This window comes from Stenotrophomonas sp. I18B00994 (assembly GCF_014145825.1).
GTDB classification, from domain to species: Bacteria; Pseudomonadota; Gammaproteobacteria; order Xanthomonadales; family Xanthomonadaceae; genus Stenotrophomonas; species Stenotrophomonas maltophilia.
The window spans coordinates 1-24,552 of the sequence record NZ_JACIUW010000016.1 but is presented as its reverse complement, the minus strand read 5'-3'; the positions used below and the strand labels follow the sequence as shown (position 1 = coordinate 24,552).

22 protein-coding genes are annotated in these 24,552 nt (G+C 65.5%); 14 read left to right on the top strand and 8 right to left on the bottom strand.

Features of this window, described 5'->3' with window-relative positions:
• The first annotated feature begins 12 nt into the window (after nucleotides 1–12).
• A complete protein-coding gene (locus H4O10_RS16335; RefSeq protein WP_049403121.1) occupies nucleotides 13–3,186 on the top strand; it encodes a multidrug efflux RND transporter permease subunit in 3,174 nt (1,057 codons plus the stop codon).
• Nucleotides 3,187–3,339: 153 nt separating this feature from the next.
• On the opposite strand, the gene H4O10_RS16330 is transcribed toward H4O10_RS16335, so the two are convergent.
• Nucleotides 3,340–3,633, bottom strand: a complete 294-nt coding sequence (locus tag H4O10_RS16330; protein ID WP_049453791.1) for a hypothetical protein — start codon at nucleotides 3,631–3,633, stop codon at nucleotides 3,340–3,342.
• 277 nt (nucleotides 3,634–3,910) lie between these two features.
• On the opposite strand from H4O10_RS16330, the gene H4O10_RS16325 reads away from it, so the two are divergent.
• Nucleotides 3,911–4,828, top strand: coding sequence for a hypothetical protein (locus tag H4O10_RS16325; RefSeq protein ID WP_049453789.1), 918 nt, complete (start codon nucleotides 3,911–3,913; stop codon nucleotides 4,826–4,828).
• A 45-nt stretch (nucleotides 4,829–4,873) separates the two neighbouring features.
• Here the strand turns inward: H4O10_RS16325 and H4O10_RS16320 are convergent, their stop codons facing one another.
• A complete protein-coding gene (locus H4O10_RS16320; RefSeq protein ID WP_049453788.1) occupies nucleotides 4,874–6,022 on the bottom strand; it encodes an acyl-CoA dehydrogenase family protein in 1,149 nt (382 codons plus the stop codon).
• 153 nt (nucleotides 6,023–6,175) lie between these two features.
• On the opposite strand from H4O10_RS16320, the gene H4O10_RS16315 reads away from it, so the two are divergent.
• The 4 genes from H4O10_RS16315 (at nucleotide 6,176) to H4O10_RS16305 (ending at nucleotide 12,226) form a co-directional block, all read left to right on the top strand.
• Nucleotides 6,176–7,105, top strand: a complete 930-nt coding sequence (locus H4O10_RS16315) for a metalloregulator ArsR/SmtB family transcription factor (protein WP_049403124.1) — start codon at nucleotides 6,176–6,178, stop codon at nucleotides 7,103–7,105.
• Nucleotides 7,106–7,118: 13 nt separating this feature from the next.
• Nucleotides 7,119–8,210: a homocysteine S-methyltransferase family protein gene (locus tag H4O10_RS22190; RefSeq protein ID WP_180845648.1), complete on the top strand. Its 1,092-nt coding sequence runs from the start codon at nucleotides 7,119–7,121 to the stop codon at nucleotides 8,208–8,210.
• Between the two features lie 57 nt (nucleotides 8,211–8,267).
• Nucleotides 8,268–10,952 (top strand): methionine synthase, encoded by a 2,685-nt coding sequence (gene metH, locus H4O10_RS16310; protein ID WP_049453784.1) that lies wholly within the window; start codon nucleotides 8,268–8,270, stop codon nucleotides 10,950–10,952.
• A gap of 86 nt (nucleotides 10,953–11,038) precedes the next feature.
• The gene (locus tag H4O10_RS16305; RefSeq protein ID WP_049453782.1) at nucleotides 11,039–12,226 is read left to right on the top strand and encodes an MFS transporter; all 1,188 of its coding nucleotides are present in this window, start codon (nucleotides 11,039–11,041) and stop codon (nucleotides 12,224–12,226) included.
• A 48-nt stretch (nucleotides 12,227–12,274) separates the two neighbouring features.
• Here H4O10_RS16305 and H4O10_RS16300 read toward each other — a convergent pair whose 3' ends face one another.
• The 5 genes from H4O10_RS16300 to H4O10_RS16280 all read right to left on the bottom strand — a co-directional run bounded on the left by H4O10_RS16300 (nucleotide 12,275) and on the right by H4O10_RS16280 (nucleotide 16,235).
• A complete protein-coding gene (locus H4O10_RS16300; RefSeq protein ID WP_005410255.1) occupies nucleotides 12,275–12,955 on the bottom strand; it encodes a DUF2058 family protein in 681 nt (226 codons plus the stop codon).
• Nucleotides 12,956–12,965: 10 nt separating this feature from the next.
• Entirely contained in the window at nucleotides 12,966–13,208 is a 243-nt protein-coding gene (locus H4O10_RS16295) for a SlyX family protein (protein ID WP_005410256.1), read from the bottom strand.
• Nucleotides 13,201–14,550 carry a UDP-glucose/GDP-mannose dehydrogenase family protein gene (locus H4O10_RS16290; protein ID WP_180845649.1) on the bottom strand — a complete coding sequence of 450 codons (1,350 nt, stop codon included), beginning with the start codon at nucleotides 14,548–14,550 and terminating at the stop codon, nucleotides 13,201–13,203. The genes H4O10_RS16295 and H4O10_RS16290 overlap by 8 nt, the downstream gene beginning before the upstream one ends.
• A gap of 23 nt (nucleotides 14,551–14,573) precedes the next feature.
• Nucleotides 14,574–15,551, bottom strand: coding sequence for an FKBP-type peptidyl-prolyl cis-trans isomerase (locus tag H4O10_RS16285; RefSeq protein WP_005410258.1), 978 nt, complete (start codon nucleotides 15,549–15,551; stop codon nucleotides 14,574–14,576).
• Nucleotides 15,552–15,647: 96 nt separating this feature from the next.
• Complete coding sequence (locus H4O10_RS16280) at nucleotides 15,648–16,235, bottom strand: glutathione peroxidase (RefSeq protein ID WP_049453780.1); 588 nt, start codon at nucleotides 16,233–16,235, stop codon at nucleotides 15,648–15,650.
• Between the two features lie 365 nt (nucleotides 16,236–16,600).
• Here H4O10_RS16280 and H4O10_RS16275 point away from each other — a divergent pair, with 365 nt between their 5' ends.
• The 7 genes from H4O10_RS16275 (at nucleotide 16,601) to H4O10_RS16245 (ending at nucleotide 21,180) form a co-directional block, all read left to right on the top strand.
• Nucleotides 16,601–16,837: a hypothetical protein gene (locus H4O10_RS16275; protein WP_005410260.1), complete on the top strand. Its 237-nt coding sequence runs from the start codon at nucleotides 16,601–16,603 to the stop codon at nucleotides 16,835–16,837.
• A 2-nt stretch (nucleotides 16,838–16,839) separates the two neighbouring features.
• Nucleotides 16,840–17,199, top strand: a complete 360-nt coding sequence (locus H4O10_RS16270; protein ID WP_049453778.1) for a GntR family transcriptional regulator — start codon at nucleotides 16,840–16,842, stop codon at nucleotides 17,197–17,199.
• Complete coding sequence (locus tag H4O10_RS16265) at nucleotides 17,199–18,074, top strand: ABC transporter ATP-binding protein (RefSeq protein ID WP_005410262.1); 876 nt, start codon at nucleotides 17,199–17,201, stop codon at nucleotides 18,072–18,074. Before H4O10_RS16270 ends, H4O10_RS16265 begins: the two co-directional genes overlap by 1 nt.
• A complete protein-coding gene (locus H4O10_RS16260; RefSeq protein ID WP_049403129.1) occupies nucleotides 18,071–19,099 on the top strand; it encodes an ABC-2 transporter permease in 1,029 nt (342 codons plus the stop codon). Before H4O10_RS16265 ends, H4O10_RS16260 begins: the two co-directional genes overlap by 4 nt.
• Nucleotides 19,100–19,124: 25 nt before the next feature.
• Nucleotides 19,125–20,012 (top strand): DUF4097 family beta strand repeat-containing protein, encoded by an 888-nt coding sequence (locus tag H4O10_RS16255; RefSeq protein ID WP_088470144.1) that lies wholly within the window; start codon nucleotides 19,125–19,127, stop codon nucleotides 20,010–20,012.
• A 30-nt stretch (nucleotides 20,013–20,042) separates the two neighbouring features.
• Nucleotides 20,043–20,654: a hypothetical protein gene (locus H4O10_RS16250; RefSeq protein WP_005413931.1), complete on the top strand. Its 612-nt coding sequence runs from the start codon at nucleotides 20,043–20,045 to the stop codon at nucleotides 20,652–20,654.
• Between the two features lie 100 nt (nucleotides 20,655–20,754).
• Nucleotides 20,755–21,180: a hypothetical protein gene (locus tag H4O10_RS16245; RefSeq protein WP_033833950.1), complete on the top strand. Its 426-nt coding sequence runs from the start codon at nucleotides 20,755–20,757 to the stop codon at nucleotides 21,178–21,180.
• Nucleotides 21,181–21,283: 103 nt separating this feature from the next.
• Here H4O10_RS16245 and H4O10_RS16240 read toward each other — a convergent pair whose 3' ends face one another.
• The gene (locus H4O10_RS16240; RefSeq protein ID WP_180845650.1) at nucleotides 21,284–22,711 is read right to left on the bottom strand and encodes a class II fumarate hydratase; all 1,428 of its coding nucleotides are present in this window, start codon (nucleotides 22,709–22,711) and stop codon (nucleotides 21,284–21,286) included.
• Between the two features lie 293 nt (nucleotides 22,712–23,004).
• On the opposite strand from H4O10_RS16240, the gene purB reads away from it, so the two are divergent.
• Nucleotides 23,005–24,372 (top strand): adenylosuccinate lyase, encoded by a 1,368-nt coding sequence (gene purB, locus H4O10_RS16235; RefSeq protein ID WP_024958488.1) that lies wholly within the window; start codon nucleotides 23,005–23,007, stop codon nucleotides 24,370–24,372.
• Nucleotides 24,373–24,552: the final 180 nt, after the last annotated feature.

The window sequence follows — 24,552 nt, the reverse complement described above, 5'->3', positions numbered from 1 at the left end:
GAACCTTCCGTCATGCCTAAATTTTTCATCGAACATCCAGTCTTCGCTTGGGTGGTGGCGATCCTGATCTCGCTCAGCGGCGTGATCGCGATCCTCAACCTGGGCGTGGAATCCTATCCCAACATCGCCCCGCCGCAGGTCACCGTCTCGGCCACCTACCCGGGCGCCAGTGCCGACACCACGGAAAAATCGGTCACCCAGGTGATCGAGCAGCAGCTGACCGGTATCGATCACCTGCTGTACTTCAGCTCTTCCTCGTCGTCCAACGGCCGTGCGCAGATCACCCTGACCTTCGAGACGGGTACCGATCCGGACATCGCCCAGGTGCAGGTGCAGAACAAGGTCTCGCTGGCCACGCCCCGACTGCCTTCGGAGGTGACCCAGCAGGGCGTGGTGGTGGCCAAGGCCAACGCCGGCTTCCTGATGGTGGTGGCGCTGCAGTCCGATACCCCGACCATCAATCGTGATGCGCTGAACGACATCGTTGGTTCGCGCGTGCTCGACCAGGTCTCGCGTATCCCCGGCGTCGGCAGCACCCAGCAGTTCGGTTCCGAGTACGCCATGAACATCTGGCTGAACCCGGAAAAGATGCAGGGTTATGGCCTGTCGGCCAGCCAGGTGCTGGCTGCGGTGCGCGCGCAGAACGTGCAGTTCGCCGCCGGTGCGCTTGGCTCGGATCCGTCGCCGGAAGGCCAGCACTTCACCGCCACGGTCTCGGCCGAAGGCCGCTTCAGTTCGCCGCAGGAGTTCGAGAACATCATCCTGCGCGCCAACGCTGACGGCTCGCGGGTGCTGTTGAAGGACATCGCCCGCGTTGCCTTCGGTGCCAACAACTACGGTTTCGACACCCAGTACAACGGCAAGCCGACCGGTGCCTTCGCCATCCAGCTGCTGCCGGGCGCCAACGCCCTGAACGTGGCCGAGGCGGTGCGCGCCAAGATGGACGAGCTGCAGCCCAGCTTCCCGGCCGGGGTGACCTGGTTCTCGCCGTACGACAGCACCACCTTCGTCAAGATCTCGATCCAGGAAGTGGTCAAGACGCTGTTTGAAGCAGTGTTCCTGGTGTTCCTGGTGATGCTGATCTTCCTGCAGAACTTCCGCGCCACGCTGATCCCGACCCTGGTCATCCCGGTGGCGCTGCTCGGTACCTTCCTGGGCATGTGGATGATCGGCTTCACGATCAACCAGCTGACCCTGTTCGCGATGGTGCTGGCGATCGGCATCGTGGTCGATGACGCGATCGTGGTGATCGAGAACGTCGAACGCATCATGACCGAGGAGGGCCTGGCGCCGAAGCCGGCCACGCAGAAGGCGATGACCCAGATCACCGGCGCGGTGGTGGCGATCACCGTCGTGCTGGCTGCGGTGTTCATCCCGTCCGCCCTGCAGGGCGGCGCCGCCGGTGAGATCTACAAGCAGTTCGCCCTGACCATCGCCATTTCGATGGCGTTCTCGGCGTTCCTGGCGCTGGGCTTCACCCCGGCGCTGTGCGCGACCTTCCTGAAGCCGACGCACAACGACAATCCGAACATCGTCTACCGCACCTTCAACAAGTACTACGACAAGATCAGCCACACCTATGTCGGCCACATCACCTCGGCGGTGCGCCATGCGCCGCGCTGGATGATCCTGTTCGTGGTGCTGACCGCACTGTGCGGCTTCCTGTTCACCCGCATGCCGGGCAGCTTCCTGCCGGAAGAAGACCAGGGCTATGCGCTGGCGATCGTGCAGCTGCCGCCGGGCTCGACCAAGGGCCAGACCAACGAAGTGTTCGCGCAGATGCGTGGCATCCTGGAAAAGCAGGATGGCTATGAAGGCATGCTGCAGGTGGCCGGCTTCAGCTTCGTCGGTTCCGGCGAGAACGTCGGCATGGGCTTCATCCGCCTGAAGCCGTGGGAGGAACGCAAGTTCACCGCGCCCGAGTTCATCCAGAACATGAACGGCGCGTTCTACGGCATCAAGGAAGCGCAGATCTTCGTGGTCAACCTGCCCACCGTGCAGGGCCTTGGCCAGTTCGGCGGCTTCGACATGTGGCTGCAGGACCGCAGCGGTGCCGGTTACGAGCAGCTGACGCAGGCCCGCAACATCCTGCTCGGCCAGGCCGCGCAGAAGCCGGACCACCTGGTCGGCGTGCGCCCGAACGGCCTGGAAAACGCGCCGCAGCTGCAGCTGCATGTGGACCGCGTGCAGGCGCAGTCGATGGGCATGTCGGTGTCGGACGTGTACAGCACCATCCAGCTGATGCTGGCCCCGGTGTACGTCAACGACTTCTTCTACGAAGGCCGCATCAAGCGCGTGACCATGCAGGCCGATGGTCCGTACCGCACCGGCCAGGAATCGCTGAAGAGCTTCTACAGCCCCTCCAGCCTGACCAGGAACGCCGATGGCACCAATTCGATGATCCCGCTGAACACGGTGGTCAAGTCCGAATGGGTGTCGGCACCGCCGTCGCTGAGCCGCTACAACGGCTACTCGGCGATCAACATCGTCGGCTCGCAGGCCCCGGGTACCAGCTCGGGCGAGGCGATGCAGACCATGGAGAGCATCGTCAACGACGATCTGCCGGCCGGCTTCGGCTACGACTGGTCGGGCATGTCCTACCAGGAAATCCTGGCTGGCAACGCGGCGACGCTGCTGCTGGTGCTGTCGATCGTAGTGGTGTTCCTGTGCCTGGCCGCGCTGTATGAGAGCTGGTCGATCCCGGTGGCGGTGCTGCTGGTGGTGCCGCTGGGTGTGCTCGGTGCCCTCGGCCTGTCGATGCTGCGCGGCCTGCCCAACGATCTGTTCTTCAAGATCGGCCTGATCACCGTGATCGGCCTTGCGGCGAAGAACGCGATCCTGATCGTGGAGTTCGCGGTGGAGCAGCGCGCCGCCGGCAAGAACCTGCGCGATGCCACCATCGAAGCGGCCCGCCTGCGTTTCCGCCCGATCCTGATGACCTCGTTCGCGTTCATCATGGGCGTGATCCCGATGGCGATCTCCACCGGCGCGGGCGCCAACTCCCGCCACGCCATCGGTACCGGCGTGATCGGCGGCATGCTGTTCGCCACCCTGCTCGGCCTGTTGATGATCCCGGTGTTCTTCGTGGTCGTGCGCCGCATGCTTGGCGACAAGCTGGATGAACCGTCCAAGGAGTTCATGGAACGCCAGCGCGACGCGGATGCAGCACACCGTCCGGATCGTTGATCCAGCGGTGAACTGAAACGAGAAAGGCCCCGGAGCGATCCGGGGCCTTTTTTGTTGCCGCTTCTGGATCCATGCCGCCCCAGGTTGGCATCTACCGGGGCAACGGCATACCCGGTAGTCGCCAACCTTGGTGGGCGCTGTCCGGGCAGCGTCTCAGCGCAACACTGCGATCACCACGCATGCCGCCACAATCGCCAGTGCAGGCCATTGCATCGGCAGGAAGAAGAAGTGATGCGGAGCATGCTGCCCAGGTGCACGCGGCTTTCGATTGAGCACGAAACCCAGCACCGTGTTGATTGCTGAGCCAAGGCCGAACGCCAGCAGGACCTGGCTGAGTGAAGTATTGCCGCGACCCGCCGCTGGATCCGGGAACAGGATGAGGATGAGCAGCACGGCAGCGATCGGTGTGAGCAGGGTCAGCAGCCCTGCGCCTCGATAGATGAGCATCTGGTGGTGTCCATGAACGGTGGAGCATTCTGCGACCAAGGAGCGGGAATGCCAATGAATCGTTGGCATGTCGCCTGCCCGGAGACCGGTCGCATACGGCCTGTACTGAAAAGTCCCTTCCACTGCTGCGCCCACAACGAGGCGCTCAAGGCGTCTACCGGTTTCGCATAAGGCCCGCGCTTTGGATTCCTGGGCGCGCAGAAGTGCGGCACGCCCGGATCGTTGCTATCCAGATGCCTCCACGGCAATCGATCCGATGCCGCCCAGGAGACAGTTCATGGAAAGAGCACCACTACGACGCTTCAGCCGCCCCGCCCTTCTGCTTGGCGCGCTCCTCGCGGCCAGCAGCGTCCAGGACGCACATGCGGCAGGCATCCTCGTCTGTGACAACTGTCGCGATCCACGCGCGCTGGCGCTGTCCTCGGGCACGGGGCCCACCATCGTCGCCGACTTCCAGCAGCGCCGGCTCCATGGTTTCGATGTGGAATACGATCGCAAGCTGTGTCGCTATCGCGCCACCAGGGCGCAGATTCCCGGGCCAATCAACGCATCCTTCAATCGGGTCATGGGGATGCTCGACAACAACGTGCCAACCGTACAGTTCGCGCCGCGGCAATGGGCCGGAAGAGGAGTCCAGTACGAGGTTCATCCTGATGACCCGCAGTACGCCAGCGGCATAGGCTTCCCGGAAGAGCACAAGAACCTCAACGCCTACGATGTCGTGCAGATGGCAACCGAGCGATTCAGGCTGGAGAGCGCCATGGGCAAGGCATTCACAGGCGCCACGACATCGTCGAGGGCCTGGAACAGCATGGCGACATTCCTGTCCTCGATCGGCCTGAGCTTCGTCAGCAAGGCCCTCGGAATCGACGGTGCAATCTACAGGATCACCTGGCGCGATGGCTCGAAGACTACGCTGGCCATCGTCTCTTCGTCAGTGGACACCGCCAGATACGTGCAAGGCCAGAGCAAGGACGCCAATGGCAACATGATTCCCGACGGCGCGGCAACCAGCCCCGGCCTGGCCCAACACTTCGCCGGCACCTACAACTTCAACAGCCGGGACGATCTGGATCGATGGATCGACTCCGGTCGCCTCTATGGGGTGAACATGTTCCCCGGTGCTCCACCTGAGTCGCTGCAGATCGTCTGTGAATGGAACGGAACGGATATCGTTTGCCGATTGCCACGTTGATCGCACAAGGGAAACGGGGCGGCAATCGCCGCCCCGTCGTGTCCATCAGCGCAACCCGGTCTCGTTGCGCGCGATCACCAGGCGCTGGATCTCCGAGGTGCCCTCGTAGATCTCGGTGATCTTGGCATCACGGAAGTAACGCTCCAGCGGCATCTCCTTCGAGTACCCCATGCCGCCGTGGATCTGCACCGCCTGGTGGGTGATCCACATCGCTGCTTCCGAAGCGGTCAGTTTGGCCACCGCTGCTTCGGTGCTGAAACGCTTGCCCTGACCCTTCACCCACGCGGCACGCAGGGTCAGCAGCAGCGCTGCGTCCAGCTTGCACTTCATGTCGGCGATCTTGGCCTGGGTCATCTGGAAGGTGCCGATGGCCGCGCCGAAGGCCTTGCGCTCCTTCACGTATTCCAGGGTCGCCTCATAGGCGGCGCGGGCGATGCCGATGGCCTGCGAGGCGATGCCGATGCGGCCAGCATCGAGCACGCTCATGGCGATCTTGAAGCCCTCGCCTTCCTGGCCCAGCACGTCTTCGGCCCGCGCCACGTAATCGCTGAACTCGATCTCGCAGGTGGCCGAAGCGCGGATGCCCAGCTTCGGCTCGGTCTTGCCGCGACCGAAGCCCGCCTTGTCGGTATCGATGAGGAAGGCGGTGATGCCGCGCGCGCCCTTGTCCGGCTCGCTCATCGCGAACAGCACGATGTACTTGGCCACGGGGCCGGAGGTGATCCAGCTCTTCTTGCCGTTGATGACGAAGGTGCCGTCGGCCTGCTTCACCGCGCGGCAGCGCATGGCGGTGGCATCGGAGCCGGACTGCGGCTCGGTCAGCGCAAACGCGCCGATGGCCTCGCCCTCGGCGATGGCACGCACGTAGGTCTGCTTCTGCTGCTCGGTACCGTGGGTGAGGATGCCGTTGCAGAACAGCGAGTTGTTGACCGACATGATGGTCGAATGGGCTGCGTCGGCGGCGGCGACCTCCACCATCGCCAGCACGTACGCAACCGGGTCCATGCCCGCGCCACCGTATTCGGTCGGCACTTCGATGCCCATCAGGCCGTTCTCGCCCAGCAGGCGGATGTTGTCGAGCGGGAACTCGCCGGTACGGTCATGGTGCTCCGCGCTCGGGGCGATCTTCTCCTGCGCGATGCGCCGCGCAACGTCCTGCAGCATCAACTGCTCTTCGGTAAAGCTGAAATCCACAACACCCTCCCGGGTACATGAAGTTATGGGCTACATACGGCGCGCCCAGGTGCCCCGATTGTACCGGGGCCCGGCTGTTTCCGTACGCTGGCGACTTGACCGCGACGGGCCCTTTCAGTGAATATATCTCTATATCGCGATAGGTAGATATTTATGGATCTTGAAGACTGGTCGACCCGCCTGAAGGTGTTCGCCGATGCGACCCGCGTGCGCCTGCTGGCGCTGCTGGAGCAGGAGGAACTGACCGTGGCCGAACTGTCGGCGATCACCCGGCTGGCACAGCCACGCGTGTCCACCCACCTGGCGCGCCTGAAGGAAGCCGGCCTGGTCCGCGACCGCCGTGCGGGCGTATCGGCCTATTACCGCTTCGACGAGGCCCAGCTGGACCCGGCGCAGCGTGCATTGTGGCATGCCTTGAGCAACGGAAGCGATGACCCGCTGCTGCGCCAGGACGCTGAACGCGTCGCTGCCGTGCTGGCCCACCGCGCCTCCGACCAGAACTGGGCCGACAGCGTGGCCGGCGACATGGAACGCCACTACTCCCCGGGGCGCACCTGGGAAGCCCTCGCCCGCACCGCGCTGCCGCTGCTGGAGACCGGCGACGTGCTGGACATCGCCTCTGGTGACGGCGTGCTGGCCGAACTGGTGGCCCCGCATTCCAAGCGCTACATCTGCATCGACACCAGCGCGCGCGTGGTCGCCGCCGCCAGCGAGCGCCTGCGCCGTCTGCCCAACGTGGAAGTGCGCGAGGGCGACATGCATGCGCTGCCCTTCAAGGACAACAGTTTCGATCTGGTAGTGCTGATGCACGCGCTGACCTACGCCAGCAAGCCGGCGCAGGCGGTGACCGAAGGCGCGCGCGTGCTGCGCCCGGGCGGGCGCCTGCTGCTGTGCAGCCTGGCCCGCCACGAACACAAGGCCGCGGTGGAAGCCTACGGCCACGTCAACCTCGGCTTCAGCGACAAGGAGCTGCGCAGGTTCGTCGACAAGGCCGGCCTGCAGGTATCCAGCCTGGAGACGGTCACCCGCGAGAAGCGTCCGCCGCACTTCGAAGTGATTTCGCTGATCGCCCACAAACCCTGAGCCCGAGAACGCCATGCCTGCCCTGCCCTGGTTGCATCCTGAGCGTGCCAACGCCCTGCTCGACGCCCTGCGCGAGCGGATCCTGATCATCGACGGTGCGATGGGCACGATGATCCAGCGCCACGGCCTGCAGGAAGACGATTACCGTGGCGAACGCTTCGCCGGCGGTTACGATCACAGCCATGGCCCCGGCTGCGACCACGGCACGCCGGAGGGCCATGACCTGAAGGGAAACAACGATCTGCTGCTGCTGACCCGGCCGCAGATCGTCGCAGACATCCACACCGCCTACCTGGAAGCGGGCGCGGACCTGGTCGAGACCAACACCTTCAATGCAACCTCGGTCAGCCAGGCCGACTACCACCTCGAACACCTGGTGTACGAGTTGAACAAGGCCGGCGCTGCGGTCGCGCGCACCTGTTGTGACGCCGCGGCCGCAACCACCCCGGGGAAGCCGCGCTTCGTGATCGGGGTGATCGGCCCGACCAGCCGCACCGCCTCGATCAGCCCGGACGTGAACGATCCGGGCTTCCGCAACACCAGCTTCGACGAACTGCGCGACACCTACCGCGAAGCCATCGAGGGCCTGATCGACGGCGGCTCCGACACCATCATGGTCGAGACCATCTTCGACACGCTCAACGCCAAGGCCGCGCTGTATGCGCTGGAGGAAGCGTTCGATGCGCGCGGCGCGCGGTTGCCGGTGATGATCTCCGGCACTATCACCGACGCTTCCGGTCGCACCCTGTCCGGGCAGACTGCGGAAGCCTTCCATGCCTCGCTGGCGCATGCACGGCCGCTGTCGATCGGGCTGAACTGCGCGCTGGGCGCCGATGCGATGCGACCGCACGTGGAAACCCTTGCGCAGGTCGCCGACTGCTACGTCAGCGCACACCCCAATGCCGGCCTGCCCAATGCCTTCGGCGAGTATGACGAGACGCCGGAGGACATGGCCAGCACCCTGCGAGGCTTCGCCGAAGATGGCCTGCTGAACCTGGTCGGCGGCTGCTGCGGCTCCACGCCCGACCATATCCGCGCCATTGCCGCGGCTGTGGCCGGGCTGCCGCCGCGCGCACTGCCCGGCACCCGGGAGCAGGCCGCATGAATGTCGCCGCCACCGTTCCGCACTTCCCGCCCTATTGCTGCTGAGCCGACGCCTGCCATGACGCCTGTCCGCCCTACCCGCCTGTCCGGCCTGGAACCCCTGGTCATCACCCCGGACCTGCTGTTCATCAACGTCGGCGAACGCACCAACGTGACCGGCAGCGCGCAGTTCCGCAAGCTGATCAAGGAAGGCCGCTACGAAGAAGCGGTGGACGTGGCCCGCCAGCAGGTGGCAAGCGGCGCGCAGATCCTCGACGTCAACATGGACGAGGGCCTGATCGATTCGGAAGCGGCGATGACCCGCTACCTCAACCTGATCATGTCCGAGCCGGACATCGCCCGCATCCCGGTGATGGTCGACTCCTCCAAGTGGAGCGTGATCGAGGCCGGCCTGAAGTGCCTGCAGGGCAAGAGCGTGGTCAACTCGATCTCGCTGAAGGAAGGCGAGGCGCTTTTCCGCGAACACGCGCGCAAGGTCCTGCGCTATGGCGCCGCCGCGGTGGTGATGGCCTTCGATGAAAGCGGGCAGGCCGATACGTGTGCGCGCAAGGTCGAGATCTGTACCCGCGCCTACCGCATCCTCGTCGACGAGATCGGCTTCCCGCCGCAGGACATCATCTTCGACCCGAACATCTTCGCCGTCGCCACTGGCATCGAAGAACATGACAACTATGCGGTGGACTTCATCGAAGCCACCCGCATCATCAAGCAGACGCTGCCGCACTGCCATGTGTCCGGCGGCGTCTCCAATGTCTCGTTCTCGTTCCGCGGCAACGAAACGGTGCGCCAGGCCATCCATTCGGTGTTCCTGTACCACGCCATCGCCGCCGGCATGGACATGGGCATCGTCAATGCCGGTGCCATGCCGATCTACGATGAGCTGGAGCCGGAGCTGCGTGAGCGCGTGGAGGATGTGATCCTCAACCGCCGCAGCGATGCCACCGAACGCCTGCTGGAGATCGCCGAGCGCTACAAGGGCAGGAAGGGTGCGGCGAAGACCGAAGACCTGGCCTGGCGCGACAAGCCGGTGGCGCAGCGCCTGGCGCATGCACTGGTCAACGGCCTGGATGCCTTCGTTGAGGAAGACACCGAACTGGCCCGACAGGCCTCCAGCCGCCCGCTGGACGTGATCGAAGGCCCGCTGATGGACGGCATGAACATCGTCGGTGACCTGTTCGGCGCCGGCAAGATGTTCCTGCCGCAGGTGGTGAAATCCGCGCGTGTAATGAAGAAGGCCGTGGCCTACCTGCTGCCGTACATCGAGGCGGAGAAGGCGCGCAGCGGCGACACTGCCAAGAGCAACGGCAAGATCATCATGGCCACGGTGAAGGGCGATGTGCATGACATCGGCAAGAACATCGTCGGCGTGGTCCTGGCCTGCAACAACTTCGAGGTGGTCGACCTTGGCGTGATGGTGCCGGCGCAGAAGATCCTCGATGCCGCGCGCGAGCACAATGCCGACCTGATCGGCCTGTCCGGTCTGATCACTCCCTCGCTGGAGGAGATGAGCCACGTCGCCCGCGAGATGGAGCGCCAGGGTTTCAATCTGCCGCTGCTGATCGGCGGCGCCACCACCTCGCGCGCGCACACCGCGTTGAAGATCGACCCGCACTACAAAGCGCCTACGGTGTGGGTGAAGGACGCCTCGCGCGCGGTCGGCGTGGCCCAGTCGCTGATCTCGCGCGACCTGCGCGAAGCCTTCGTTGCCGCCAACGAGGCCGACTATGCCGAGATCCGGGCACGGCACCGCAATCGTGGCGATGCCAAGCGCCTGGTGTCGCTGGAACATGCACGCGGGCAGAAGTTCCAGGGCGACTGGGGGAACTACACGCCGCCCGCACCGAAGCAGCCGGGCCTGCACGTCTTCGATGACTATCCGCTGGCCGAGCTGGTCGAGTACATCGACTGGACGCCGTTCTTCCAGGCCTGGGAGCTTGCCGGCAAGTTCCCGGCGATCCTCACCGACGAGATCGTCGGCAGCCAGGCCAGCGAGCTGTACCGCGATGCCCGCGCGATGCTCGACCGCATCGTCGGCGAGAAGTGGCTGAGCGCCAAGGCCGTGTTCGGCCTGTGGCCGGCCAACAGCGTCGGCGACGACGTGCGCGTGCAGCACCCACAGGGCGAGACCACCCTGCACTTCCTGCGCCAGCAGGTGGACAAGCCGGCCGAGCGCCCGGATTTCTGCCTGGCCGATTTCATCGCGCCGACCGACAGCGGCAGGCAGGACTGGATCGGCGCGTTCGCGGTCACCGCCGGCATCGGCATCGATGCCCACGTTGCGCGCTTCGAAGCCGAGCATGACGACTACAACGCGATCCTGCTGAAGGCCCTGGCCGACCGCTTCGCCGAAGCCTTGGCCGAGCGCCTGCATCAGCGTGTACGCACGGAATTCTGGGGTTATGACCAGGCCGAGACGCTGGACAACGACGCCCTGATCGATGAGCAGTACCGTGGCATCCGCCCCGCCCCCGGCTATCCGGCGTGCCCCGATCACAGCGAGAAGCGGCGCCTGTTCGATCTGCTGCGGGCCGAGGCCAACGCCGGCATGGAACTGACCGAGAGCTTTGCGATGCTTCCGACCGCCGCAGTGTCGGGCTACTACTTCAGTCATCCGCAAAGCCAGTATTTCGTGGTCGGGCGCCTCAGCCGCGAGCAGGTCACCGACTACGCCCGGCGCAAGGGCGTGGAGCTCGCCCAGGCCGAGCGCTGGCTGGCCTCCAACCTCGACTACGATCCCGAATGACACAGAATGGGGACGGAGGGGATCAAGTCGCTTGTGGCACAAATGACTTGATCCCCTCCGTCCCTTTTTTGCTTCATCATGCCGCGATGAATGTTCCTGCTGCCCGCCTCTCCAGCTTCTATCTCTTCTACTACGCGGCACTCGGAGCGTTCACTCCGTACTGGAGCCTGTTCCTCACTGCACGCGGGATGAGCGTGACCGCCATCAGCGTGATGATGGGGCTGTGGTATGCCACACGCGTGGTTGCACCCAGTGCCTGGACCTCGCTGGCAGCCACCTCACCGCGGCCGATCCGACTGTTGCGCATCGGCTGCGTGCTGACCCTGATCAGCTTCGCCGCATTCCTGCTGCCTCTGCCGCAGCCATGGATGTATCCGGCGATGATCGTGTTCTGCTTCTTCTACAACGCGGTGATGCCGCAGTTCGAGTCGATCACCCTCACCCATCTCGGCAGCGACAGCCATCGCTACGGCCTGATCCGGGTCTGGGGTTCGCTTGGCTTCATCGCCATCGTCACCCTGTTCGGCTGGCTGATCGAAGGTGACGGCACCGCCGGCCGCGCCGGGCTGCTGCCCTGGATGATGCTGCCGCTGTTCGTCCTGCTGGTCGCCTCGGCCTTCAGCAACCACTACGCACGCGACATCGGCAGGACCGGCGGCGATGCCAGCGGCTTCTGGCAGATCGTGCGCCGCCCGCCGGTGCTGGCGTTCTTCCTGGCCGCTTTCATGGAGCAGCTCTCGTTCGGCCCGTACTACACCTTCTTCTCGGTCTACATGGACCACCACGGCTATCGCACATCCACGCTCGGCCTGCTCTGGACCATCGGCGTGGTGTTCGAAGTGGGCGTGTTCTTCACCATCGGCCGTTTCTTCCGCCGCTATGACGCCAGCTGGATGCTGCTGATCGCCCTGGTCAGCTCCTGCCTGCGCTGGGCGGTGACCGCGCTGTTCCCGGAAAACCTGCCGGTGATGCTGCTGGCGCAGACCGCGCACGCGCTGGGCTTTGCCGCGTTCTTCGCCGCGGCGATGCAGATGCTGGCGACCTACTTCCCCGGTCGCCTCAATGGCCATGGCCAGGGCCTGCTGTACGGTTTCTCGTCCGGTGTCGGCGGCGTGCTGGGCGCGCTCATCGCCGGCCAATTGTGGAAGATCGACGAGGGACGCACGGCCTTCCTCGCAGGTAGCGGATTCGCTCTGGTTGGCGCACTGCTGTGCTTCTTCGCGCTGAGCCTGCCGTTGATCCGTGCACGCCACAGCACTGCGCGCGTCCGGTAACGAAAACGCCGGGCAATGCCCGGCGTTTTCATCGTGCAGCAGGTGCAGTTACCAGACCAGGTCGTCCGGTACCTGGTACTGCGGGTCTGCGTAGGGATCTTCCTCGGCCGGCGCGTTCGGGTCGACCTTCAGTGCCACCGATGCGGCAAACACCGCTTCGGACTGTGCCAGCACTTCGGCGGTCACCAGCAGGTAACGGCCATTGAGCTGGACCACGCCCAGCTCACCGGCATTGAGCGCGGTCAGCTGTTCGGCGGTCACGTAGATGCGCTTGATCTTGCCGCCATACGGGAAGTGGCGAGCGATATCAGCCGCCTCGGAGTTCAGGCCCTTGTCCTTCAGCAGTTCTTCCAGCTTGGCCTTCGCCTCGCGGCGCACGCGTGCTTCTTCCTGCTTCAGGCGCTCGGTCTCGATGCGCTCTTCCTTCTCACGCTGCGCACGGATGGCATAGGCCTTGGCCAGATCCATCTCTTCGGCGCTGCGCGGCTTGCGCGGGCCCTGCTGGCCCGGGCCACGCGACTGGCCGGGCCTGCCCGGGCCACCGTGGCCATGCCCGCGACGCTCACCGGGCTTGTGCTCGCCCTTGCCAGCGCCCTGCGGCTTTCCATTGCCGTTGCCACCCTTGCCCTGCGGGCGGCCATCACGGCGGGGGCCATCATTCTTGCGCTCGGGCTTGGGCGCGGGCTTGAAGCCCAGGCCCATCAGCTGGTCGCGGAGGGTATCGCTCATAGGATTCGGATCAGTAGTGCGGCGGCGGTGGTTCGCTCGCCGGATCGGAAGAATTCAGTGCGTTGCGGACCTTGCCCAGGTCCTCCAGCAGCACACGCAGCACGTCGGCGTTGCGCATGCCCTGCATGCGGGCATCGGCCAGCGCATCGCTCAATTCGGCAAGCGCCTGTTCCTGGAAGGACACGCGCATTTCCAGTTCGACCAGGCGCGCTTCCAGCGCCTGCTCGCGTTCGGTCGGCAGCAGGTCAGACATGCAGCGAACGCCCCCGGCCAATGCCGTAGTACGCCAGGCCGGCAGCTTCCACTTCGGCCGGATCGTACAGATTGCGCCCATCGAACACCGCCGCGTCCTTCAGCTGCTCGCGCAGCTTCTGGAAGTCGGGGCTGCGGAACTGCTTCCACTCGGTGACCACCGCCAGCGCGTCGGCCCCTTCGAGGGCCTCATCAGCACTGCTGCAGAACACCAGGTCATCGCGCTCGCCGAAGATGCGCTGCGATTCATGCATCGCTTCCGGGTCGTAGGCACGCACCGTGGCACCGCCTTCCCACAGCTGCGCCAGCAGGCGACGGCTGGAGGCTTCACGCATGTCGTCGGTATTCGGCTTGAAGGCCAGGCCCCACACGGCAAAGGTCCTGCCACGCACGCCTTCGTCCTCGCCCTTGTCGTAATGACGCTGGATGAGGGCGAACAGGTGGCCCTTCTGCGCATCGTTGACCGCTTCCACCGCGTTCAGCAGCTTCGGCTCAAGACCATGCTGCTGGGCGGTGCGGGCCAGCGCCTGCACGTCCTTGGGGAAGCAGGAGCCACCGTAGCCGGCGCCCGGGTAGATGAAGTGCCAGCCGATGCGCGGGTCCGAGCCGATGCCCTGGCGGACCTGCTCGACGTCGGCACCGACGCGCTCGGCGATGTTTGCGATTTCGTTCATGAACGAAATCTTGGTCGCCAGCATCGCGTTCGCCGCGTACTTGGTCAGCTCGGCCGAGCGCACGTCCATTTCCACCACGCGGTCGTGGTTGCGGTTGAACGGCGCATACAGACGACGCATCACCGCCACCGACTCCTCGCTGGTCGCACCGATGATGATGCGGTCCGGGCGCATGCAGTCGGCAACCGCGTCGCCTTCCTTCAGGAATTCCGGGTTGGACACCACGTCAAAGGTGATGTCCGCTCCACGCGCGGCAAGTTCTTCAGCAATGGCCGCACGCACCTTGTCGGCGGTGCCCACCGGCACCGTCGACTTGTTGACCACCACGGTCGGCACGCTCATGTGCCGGCCAATGGTACGGGCCACGGCCAGTACGTACTGCAGGTCAGCGCTGCCGTCCTCGTCCGGCGGGGTACCGACGGCAATGAACACCACCTGGCCATGCGCGATCGCGGACGCGGCATCGGTGGTGAATGCCAGCCGCGACGCGGCGTGGTTGGCCTTCACCATCGGCTCCAGGCCGGGCTCATAGATCGGGATGATGCCCTGGTTGAGGCCATCCACCTTGGCCTGGTCGATATCGACGCAGACCACCTGATGACCGACATCGGCCAGGCAGGTACCGGTCACCAGACCTACATAACCGGTACCGAAAATCGCAACGCGCATGTCCGTGCAGGCTCCGTGGTGGCTTACGGCAGGACGCCCAGCAGCTCGACGTCGAACGTCAGAGTCGCGTTCGGGCCGATCGGGCCACCCGGCGTGCCGTTCTCGCCATAAGCCAGATTGCCCGGGATCCAGAAGCGGTACTTCGAACCGACCGGCATCAGCGCAACGCCCTCGGTCCAGCCCTTGATCACCTGGTCCAGGCCGAACTCGGCCGGCTGACGACCATAGGAGCTGTCGAACACGGTGCCGTTGAGCAGCTTGCCTTCATAGTTCACGCGCACCTTGCTGCTCGGCAACGGGCGCTCGCCGCTACCCGGGCGGATGACCTGGTACTGCAGGCCCGAGGCCGTCGTCACGACGCCCGGCTGGGTCTTGTTCCTGGCCAGGAAGGCATTGCCTTCTTCGCGGTTGGTCTGCGCAGCAGCGGCAGCCTTGGCCTGCATTTCAGCCTGCTTGCTGCCCATGAAGGCCTGGATGGTAGCGGTCGCGTCAGCTTCCGTCATCTTCGGCTGGCCCTTGGTCAGGCCGGTGCTGATCGCGTCAAACAGCGAGGCAACATCGATGTCGTCCTTCAGCTGCGCCAGCGACGGGCCCACAGAGTAGGAACCGATCATCTGCGACACCTTGACGCGGTCGACCTTCGGCGGCTGCGAACCCGGCGCCATGCCCGGCACCTGCTGGCCGCTGCGGGCCATCACGACCTGGCGCAGGGCCGCGTCGGTGGCCTTGGCCTGTTCCTGGGTGATCTGCGGCTGCAGGCCTTCGAACGAACGCTCCACGGCGGTGCGCAGCGCGGCCACGTCGATCTCATCGGCGATCGGGGTGAACGACTTGGCCACGTCCAGGCCGATGGCGTAGCCGAGCTTCTGCTTGGGGGAATTCAAGGTTGCGGTCTCCTTGGCGGCTGCGGGGGCAGCCGATTGTTGCGACAGAGCGACACCTGAAGTGCCCATCGCCAGAATCAGAACCGACGCCGCGGCGCCGCGCATTCCCATCTTCATTCGCTGCATTCCTGGAAGTGTCTGGGCGCCGACGTCGGCGCGAAAAGAAGCATTGTCGCACGCATGCCGTCGATGTCGAGGCATCCGTGCCGGATATCAATGTGCGGCCGCTGCGGCCAGCGCCTTGTCGATGGCCGCAGTCAGCTGCGGATCATCCGGCGTCACCTTGCTGGCGAACTGGGCGATGACCTTGCCATCGCGGCCGACCAGGTACTTGTGGAAATTCCAGCCCGGTGCCACGCCGGTGGCCGCGGTCAACCGTTGATAGAGCGGCGTCGCCTCCGCACCGACCACGTGCACCTTCTCGAACATCGGGAACTTGACCCCGTAGGTGAGCGTGCAGAAATCCTGGATCTGCTTCTCGTCACCGGGCTCCTGGCCCTTGAAATCGTTGGACGGGAAGCCGAGCACGGCAAAACCTCGGCCGGCATAGCGCTTCTGCAGCGCCTCCAGGCCTTCGTACTGAGGGGTATAGCCGCACTTGCTTGCGGTATTGACCACCAGCAGCACCTGTCCGTGGTAGCGCTGCTGCAGGTTGACCTGCTGCTTGCTGGCCAGCGGGCGGTAGTCGAGGTCGAGAAGATCGGCCGCCAGCACCTGGGTGGAACCGGCCAGGCCGGTTACCAGCAGGGTCAGCAGGGACAGGCCGCGCAGGCGGCGCGGCATAACGGTCGGCAAGGGCATCGAGAGCAGTCCGCGGTGGCCATTCACAGGGCCGGCCGGTAGCGGCCGGAGTCGGCCGAACTATAGCACCGGCCCCCCTTCCCCCTTGTTGCAAGGGGCGCCTGTGGCTTTGCGCTGCATGGCGCTTTCCTGCACGACCCGCCAGCAACGGCGCAGTAATGACATAGCATGGACAATACTGAATGGAAGGCGGGCCTGGGTCGGCCCGCGCCAGAACCTGATTTCCCTTCCGAATCAATCGGATAAGCGGATATTTCAGTGATTTGACCACCCCTGCCATCAGTTGGGGACGGCAAGGGGTTGCACGTAGGCGTGCCGGTGTTATAGTTGCATACAACACCAGTCACCTGAGACAGGGGGAAGCCATGAACGCCCGGATCCGTCGCAACCTCACCGCACCCGCGGCCGCTGCTGTTTCGACCCTGATCGTGCTGGCCTGGCTGGCCACGCCCACCGCCCCCGCCTCGCCTGACAGTGCGCAGGATGCAATCGCTACACCGGCCGGGAACGCCGATTCCTCCCCCCCTCCCCCGCGTCGGCTGCACAGCTCCCTGTCCATGCCGTATTTCTCGTTCGCCCAGCCGCTGACCCCACGGAGCTGAATATGAGCGACATCCAGTGGAGCGACGGCGCTCCCATCTACCGTCAGTTGAAGGAGCGCGTGATCGCCATGATGCTCGACGGAATCCTCAAGCCGGGCGATGCCCTGCCTTCGGTGCGCCAGGTGGCCGCCGATTACCAACTGAACCCCATCACCGTTTCGCGCGCTTACCAGGAACTGGCCGACGAAGGCCTGGTCGAAAAGCGCCGCGGGCTGGGCATGTTCATGACCGAGCAGGCCGCCAAGCAGCTGCGCAGCAGCGAGCGCGAGCGCTTCCTCAATGAAGAATGGCCGGCCGTGCTGGAGCGCATCCAGCGCCTGGGCCTGAGCCTCGACGAATTGCTGCCCCAGGGGAAAGTCTGATGAATAGCACCGCAAGCGAACCGGTCATCACCGCCCGCGGCCTGCGCAAGGCCTACAAGTCCACCGTTGCCCTCGACAGTGCCAGCTTCAGCATTCCGAGCGGGCGCATCGTCGGCCTGATCGGTCCCAATGGCGCCGGCAAGACCACCGCGCTGAAGGCCATTCTTGGCCTCACCTCGGTGGAAGGTGAGTTGAGCGTGCTCGGGCGCGACCCGCGGCTGCACCGCGACGAACTGATGAACGACATCTGCTTCATCGCCGACGTCGCCGTGCTGCCGCGCTGGCTGAAGGTGCGCGAAGCCATCGATTTCGTCGCCGGCGTGCATCCGCGCTTCGACCGCGCACGCTGCGAGCGCTTCCTGGCCAACACCAAGCTGCAGCCGAAGCAGCGCGTGCGCGAGCTGTCCAAGGGCATGATCGTGCAGCTGCACCTGGCACTGGTGATGGCCATCGATGCCCGCATCCTGGTGCTGGACGAGCCCACCCTGGGCCTGGACATCCTGTACCGCAAGGAGTTCTACCAGCGCCTGCTGGAAGACTACTTCGACGAGCAGAAGACCATCATCGTCACCACCCACCAGGTGGAAGAGATCGAGCACATCCTCAGCGACGTCATGTTCATCCGTGATGGCCGCATCGTGCTCGATGCGGAAATGGACGAGGTCGGCCAGCGTTACACCGAACTGCTGGTCAACGCCGACCAGCTGGAGACCGCACGCGCCCTGAAGCCGATCGACGAACGCAGCCTGGCGTTCGGCAAGACCGTAATGCTGTTCGACGGCGTACCGCGCGCCCAGCTTTCCACCCTTGGCGAGACCCGCAGCCCGGGCCTGGCCGACCTGTTCGTCGCCGTCATGAAGGGGACCTACGCATGAATGCCGTCAACCATCCCGTCAGCCCCCTCGGCACGCTGCGCTGGCTGCTCAAGCGCGAGTACTGGGAAAACCGCGGCGGTTTCCTGTATGCCCCGCTGATCGCCGGCCTGATCTCGCTGGTGATGAGCACCGTCGGCATCGCCTTCGGCCTGTTCGCGCTGAACCGCGCGGCGCGCAACGGTGCGCTGCATGTCGATGGCGAGAGCGTGAACGTCAATGGCCTGGACCTGGCGCTGCTCACCCGCAACATCGACGGCAAGGACCTTGCCGACCTCGGTAACGGCCTTGACCTGACCCTGGTGCTCAGCTCGGCATGGCCGTTCCTGGTGCTGGCCTTCGTGGTGTTCTTCTATTGCCTCGGCGCCCTGTACGACGACCGCCGCGACCGCAGCATCCTGTTCTGGAAGTCGTTGCCGCTGTCGGATACCCAGACCGTGCTGTCCAAGGTCATCAGCGCACTGGTCGTGGCACCGCTGATCGCGGTGATTGCCGGCATCATCACCATGTTCGGCTTCATGCTGATCATCAGCATCGTCGCGCTGATGCACGGTGGCAGCCCGATGGCGCTGATCTGGGGGCCCGCCAGCCCGTTGACCCTGGCCGCTGGCCACCTGAGCTGGATTCCGGTCTACGCGCTTTGGGCCCTGCCCACTGCAGGGTGGCTGCTGCTGTGCTCGGCCTGGGCCAAGAGCAAGCCGTTCCTGTGGGCGGTGATGCTGCCATTGTTTGCCGGCGTCATCGTCAGCACCACCAAGATCATGCCGCTGATCGGCCTGACCACCGGCTGGTTCTGGCAGAACATCGTCGGCCGCCTGCTGCTGGGCGGCGTGCCCGGCATGGACCTGCTGTACCGCCTCGGCGCAGGTGAAGGTTCGCGCCGCGACCTGGATTCGGTGGTCAGCCTGATGTCCCCCGCCTCGCAGCTGAAGTCGCTGGCGATGCCGGAGCTGTGGATCGGTGCGGCCGTCGGGGCACTGTTCATCTTCCTCGCCATCCGCCTGCGCAAGCGCGCCGGCGAGATCTGATTCCATCCACCCGGAGGCACCACCCATGCGTTCTTTGCTCGCCTGTTCTGCGTTGTTGCTGTTGCCGTTGTCGGCGCTGGCCGCCGATGCTCCGAACTGCAAGTTCACTGCCGCCCGCGCACTGAAGCTGGACGTGGCCGGTGCCAAGACGGTGGTGTTCGAGGTCAACCAGCATGACCTGAAGGTGGTCGCCAGCGCTGGCGGCGGCCAGCTGGACGGCCGCGCCTGCGCGTCCAGCCAGGAATGGCTGGACCAGCTGGTACTGGACCAGCGCAAGGTGGGCGACAAGCTGGTGGTGAGCCTGCGCCGCGACGGCCGCCAAAGCGGCATCAGCCTGGGCAACAGCTACGCCTGGCTGGATATCCGTGGCAGCGTGCCGGACAACCTGCCGCTGCAGTTCAAGGTCGGCTCGGGTGACGCCAGCGTGGAAAACGCACAGTCGCTCAGCGTGGACGTCGGCTCCGGTGACGCGGTGGCCCGCGGTACCCGTGGCAGCATCCACGCTGCAGTGGGTTCCGGCGACCTCACCATCGATGGCGGCAGTTCGCTGAATCTGCTGTCGCTGGGTTCGGGCGACGTCAATGTCCGCAACATCGGCGGCGATGCCATCACCGGCACTGTCGGTTCGGGTGACCTGAAGATCACCGATGTGCGTGGCAACGCACGCCTGGATACGGTCGGCTCCGGCGACATCGAGTTCAAGCGCGTGCAGGGCAGCGTCGAAGTCGGCGTGGTCGGCTCCGGTGGCATCGATCTGGCCGATATCGGCGGCAACGTGCATGTGCGCAGCCACGGCTCGGGCGACATCCAGGTGGACGGCGTACGCGGCAGCCTGACCGTCGATCACAGCGGCAGCGGCGATATCGAACACCGCAACGTCAGCGGCCGGGTCACCCTGCCGCGCAGCAAGTAATCCTCTTCCACACACGTCCAGGGGAACATCATGAACCTGTTGCGCCTGCTGCCCGCTACCCTGCTGTGCCTGCCGCTGATCGCCTGTGGTGGCACGTCCTCCGCCCCCGACAAGAGCGTCGGCAAGAGCGTCGCCGAAGCCACCAGCGGCGTTGGCCAGACCGTCAAGGAAGCCATGGACGATGCCCGCAAGGACATCGCCCAGGGCAACATCAAGATCTCGGCCGACAAGCAGCCGCGTGCGGAGATCACGCCGGATGGCCGCCTGCTGATCGCCGGCAAGGAGGTCGCCGCCAACGACGTCCAGCGCCGCCACCTGCAGGAGTACCGCGGTCACGTGGTCGCCGTTGCGATGGCGGGCATGGATGTCGGGCTGGCCGGCGCCAAACTCGGCGCCAACGCCGCCGGTGAAGCGCTGAAGGGCATCTTCAGCGGCGACAGCGAAGGGGTGGAGAAGCGCATCAACGCCGAAGCCGCCAAGATCGAGGCCCAGGCCAAGCGCATCTGCGATCGCCTGCCGGCGATGCTGGCCAGCCAGCAGGCACTGGCGCGCGAGCTGCCGGCATTCAAGCCCTACGCGACGATGGACCAGAGCGACGTGGACGACTGCGGCAAGGACAACTCGGTCACGTTCTCCAACTGAGACAAATCGACGCACCCGACCGGCTGCGGCCTTCCGTTGCCGGTCGGGCACTGTCGGCGGGCTTACAATGGGCCCCCCGGATGCCCCCGAACCGAACGCCATGAAGAAGTTGTTCCTGCTGCTGGCCGCCCTGCTCTGCCTGGGCCTGGTCGGCTGCGACAAGGATTACCGCAATCACCGCGCCGAGCGCGGCAAGCCCAAGATTTCCGTCAGCGAAGGCATGGTGACCGTGCGCCGCCCGCCGGCACCGAACATCATCATCCTCGGCGACGGCACGATGAAGGTGGACGAGATCCAGATTCCACTGGACGACGGGCAGAAGCAGATGCTGCAGACGATGTTCGGCAAGCTGCAGGTGCTGCGCCAGAACACGCTGGTGGCCGCACCGGCCGATCCGAACATGCAGCCGGTGAAGATCCAGCCGCCGGAGGGCATGGAGGTGATCCCGGCCGACCTGATCCAGCGCATCCCCGAGTTCAAGGATTACACCGACACCTTCGGCAACATCGTCGCCGACCGTCGCTGACGAAAAACGCCGCCCGAGGGCGGCGTTCTTCGTTTCCGTAGAGTCGAACCATGCCCGACTCCGGAACAACCGTCGAGCGTGGCTCGACTCTGCAACCGGCAGATCACCCCCCGGCGCCACCACCGCCAGCCTGGATGCCACCAGCAGTCAGCGCAGTCGGGTCCAGCAGGCGACGCAGCTCGGCCTCGTCAAGCCCGCTGTCTTCCAGCGCCACGTCCAGCACCGGGCGCTGTTCCTTGTAGGCACGCTTGGCAATCGCCGCTGCCTTCTCGTAGCCGATGATCGGGTTCAGCGCGGTGACCAGGATCGGGTTGCGCGCCAGCGCCTCGGCCACGCGGTCCTCGCGCACCTTCAGCCCGGCGATCGCGCTGTCGGCCAGCAGCCTGGACACATTGGCCAGCAGGCCGATGCCATCGAGCAGGTTCACCGCGATCAACGGCAGGGTGACGTTGAGCTGGAAGTTGCCGGTCTGCCCGGCCACGGTGATCGCGGTGTGGTGGCCGATCACCTGCGCGCAGGCCATCACCGTGGCTTCCGGAATGACCGGGTTGACCTTGCCTGGCATGATCGAGCTGCCCGGCTGCAGTGCCGGCAGTTCGATCTCGCCCAGCCCGGCCAGCGGACCGGCGTTCATCCAGCGCAGGTCATTGGCGATCTTGATCAGCGCCACGGCCAGCGCATTGAGCTGGCCCGACAGTTCCACTGCATCATCCTGCGCGGCCAGACCTTCGAACTTGTTCTCGGCGCTGTCGAACTTGAAACCGGACTGCTGCTTCAGCGCCTTGGCCACCTGTGCACCGAAGCGTGGGTCGGCATTGATGCCGGTCCCGATGGCGCTGCCGCCCAGCGGCAGGCGGCGCACGCGCTTGAGGCTGTCTTCGATGCGCTCCTGCGCCGAGGCCAGCTGCGCCGACCACGCACCGAATTCCTGCTCGAAGGTGAGCGGCATCGCGTCCATCAGGTGGGTACGGCCGGTCTTGACCACCTTGCGCAGGCTGCGGCCCTTCTTGTCCAGGGTCTTGCGCAGGTGCACCAGCGCCGGCAGCAGCTGCTCGTGCGTCGCCAGCACCGCCGACACCCGCAGCGCAGTCGGAATCACGTCATTGGAGCTCTGCCCCTGGTTGACGTGGTCATTGGGATGCACGGTGGTCTTGCCCGCCTTGCCGGCACGGTTGGCCAGGGTGGCGATGACCTCATTGGCATTCATGTTCGACGACGTGCCCGAACCCGTCTGGTAGACGTCGATCGGGAACTGCGCGTCCCAGTTGCCGGCGGCCACTTCGGCAGCAGCGGTCTGGATGGCCTTGGCCACATTCTTCGGCAGGTGGCCCAGCTCGGCGTTGACGCCGGCGGCTGCGCCCTTGACCAGGCCCAGGGCGCGGATGAAACCGCGCGGCATGCGCTGGCCCGACACCGGGAAATTCTGCACGGCGCGCTGGGTCTGCGCGCCCCACAGGGCATCGGCAGGCACCTGCAGCTCGCCCATGCTGTCGTGTTCGATTCTGAAACCCTTGCTTGCAGCTTTGCTCATTGCATCAACTCCGCACTACTTCAGTTGGGGAAAGGGAAGCGGCGGCTGGCAGGGTGTCGCTTCCCGGGCTGGCGGCTGCGGCCACAATACTCCCTTGCCCGCAGCATGGGATGACGAGGGCGGGCCAGATCGTTCCACCTGCACGGCCGTTCTGCGCGCGCAAGGGTAGTGCCGGCCGCTGGCCGGCAATCCATGGAATCGAGGGCCGGGCGTGGTTGCCGGCCCGCGGCCGGCACTAGCTGACCGGCACGTCGTAGAATATGGCCCCCGCCGCTCGTCCCAGCCCTGCCGACATGTCCGATTCCGCCCTGCTCGCCCTGTCCCCGCTCGATGGCCGCTACGCCGGCAAGGTCGACGCCCTGCGCCCGATCTTCTCCGAATACGGCCTGATCAAGGCCCGCATCGTGGTCGAGGTGGAATGGCTGCTGGCGCTGGCCGCCGAACCGGGCATCGTCGAACTGGCGCCGTTCTCCGACGCCGCCGTCGCCCGCCTGCGCGGGTTGGCCGCCCGCTTCAGCCCGGCCCAGGCCGCGCGCGTGAAGGAGATCGAGCGCACCACCAACCATGACGTCAAGGCGGTGGAGTACTTCATCAAGGAACAGCTGAAGGACGACGCCGAGCTGGCTCCGGCGCTGGAATTCGTGCATTTCGCCTGCACCAGCGAAGACATCAACAACCTCAGCTACGGCCTGATGCTGGAACAGGCCCGCCGCGAGGTGCTGCTGCCGACCCTGGACGGCATCGCCACCACGCTGCGCAACCTCGCCCACGCCCAGGCCGGCCAGCCGATGCTGTCGCGCACCCATGGCCAGACCGCCTCGCCGACCACGCTGGGCAAGGAGCTGGCCAACGTGGTCGCCCGCCTGGAGCGCCAGCGCCGGCAGATCGCCGCGGTCGAGCTGACCGGCAAGATCAACGGCGCGGTCGGCAACTACAACGCCCACGTGGCCAGCTACCCGGACGTGGACTGGCCGGCCTTCGCCGAGCGCTTCGTGACCGGCCTGGGCCTGGTGTTCAACCCGTACACCACGCAGATCGAGCCGCACGACAATGTTGCCGAGATCGGCGATGCCGCGCGCCGCGCCAACATCATCCTGATCGACCTGGCCCGCGACATCTGGGGCTACATCTCGCTGGGCTACTTCAAGCAGCGCCTGAAGGAAGGCGAAGTCGGCTCGTCGACGATGCCGCACAAGGTCAATCCGATCGATTTCGAGAATGCGGAAGGCAACTTCGGTATCGCCAACGCGCTGTTCGAGCACTTCAGCGCGAAGCTGCCGATCAGCCGCTGGCAGCGTGACCTGACCGATTCCACCGTGCTGCGCGCACTGGGCACCGCGTTCGGCCACAGCCAGGTGGCGCTGGATTCGCTGGCCAAGGGCCTGGGCAAGCTGGAGGTGAACCCACAGCGCCTGGACGCCGATCTGGACGCGGCCTGGGAAGTGCTGGCCGAGGCCGTGCAGACGGTGATGCGCCGCCACGGCCTGCCGAACCCGTATGAGCAGCTGAAGGCGCTGACCCGTGGCCAGGGCATCACCGCCGAGTCGATGCGTGCGTTCGTGCAGGGGCTGGAGCTGCCGGCGGATGCGAAGCAGCGCCTGCTGGAGATGACCCCCGGCAGCTACACGGGTCTGGCCGAGGCCCTGGCGAAGAAGATCTAAGGGGTTTCCTTTGCGGCGGCGGCCGCGGGCGCTGCCTGCGGCAGGCAACGGCAACGGCAACGGCGACAGCAACATCAACGTCCAGAGCGGCTCTGGATTGCTGCTAGCTGGGCGGGGCGGGGCCGATCCCGTCCACCGATGCGTGCATCAAGGACGACAACGGCAACATCCTGGCGCTGG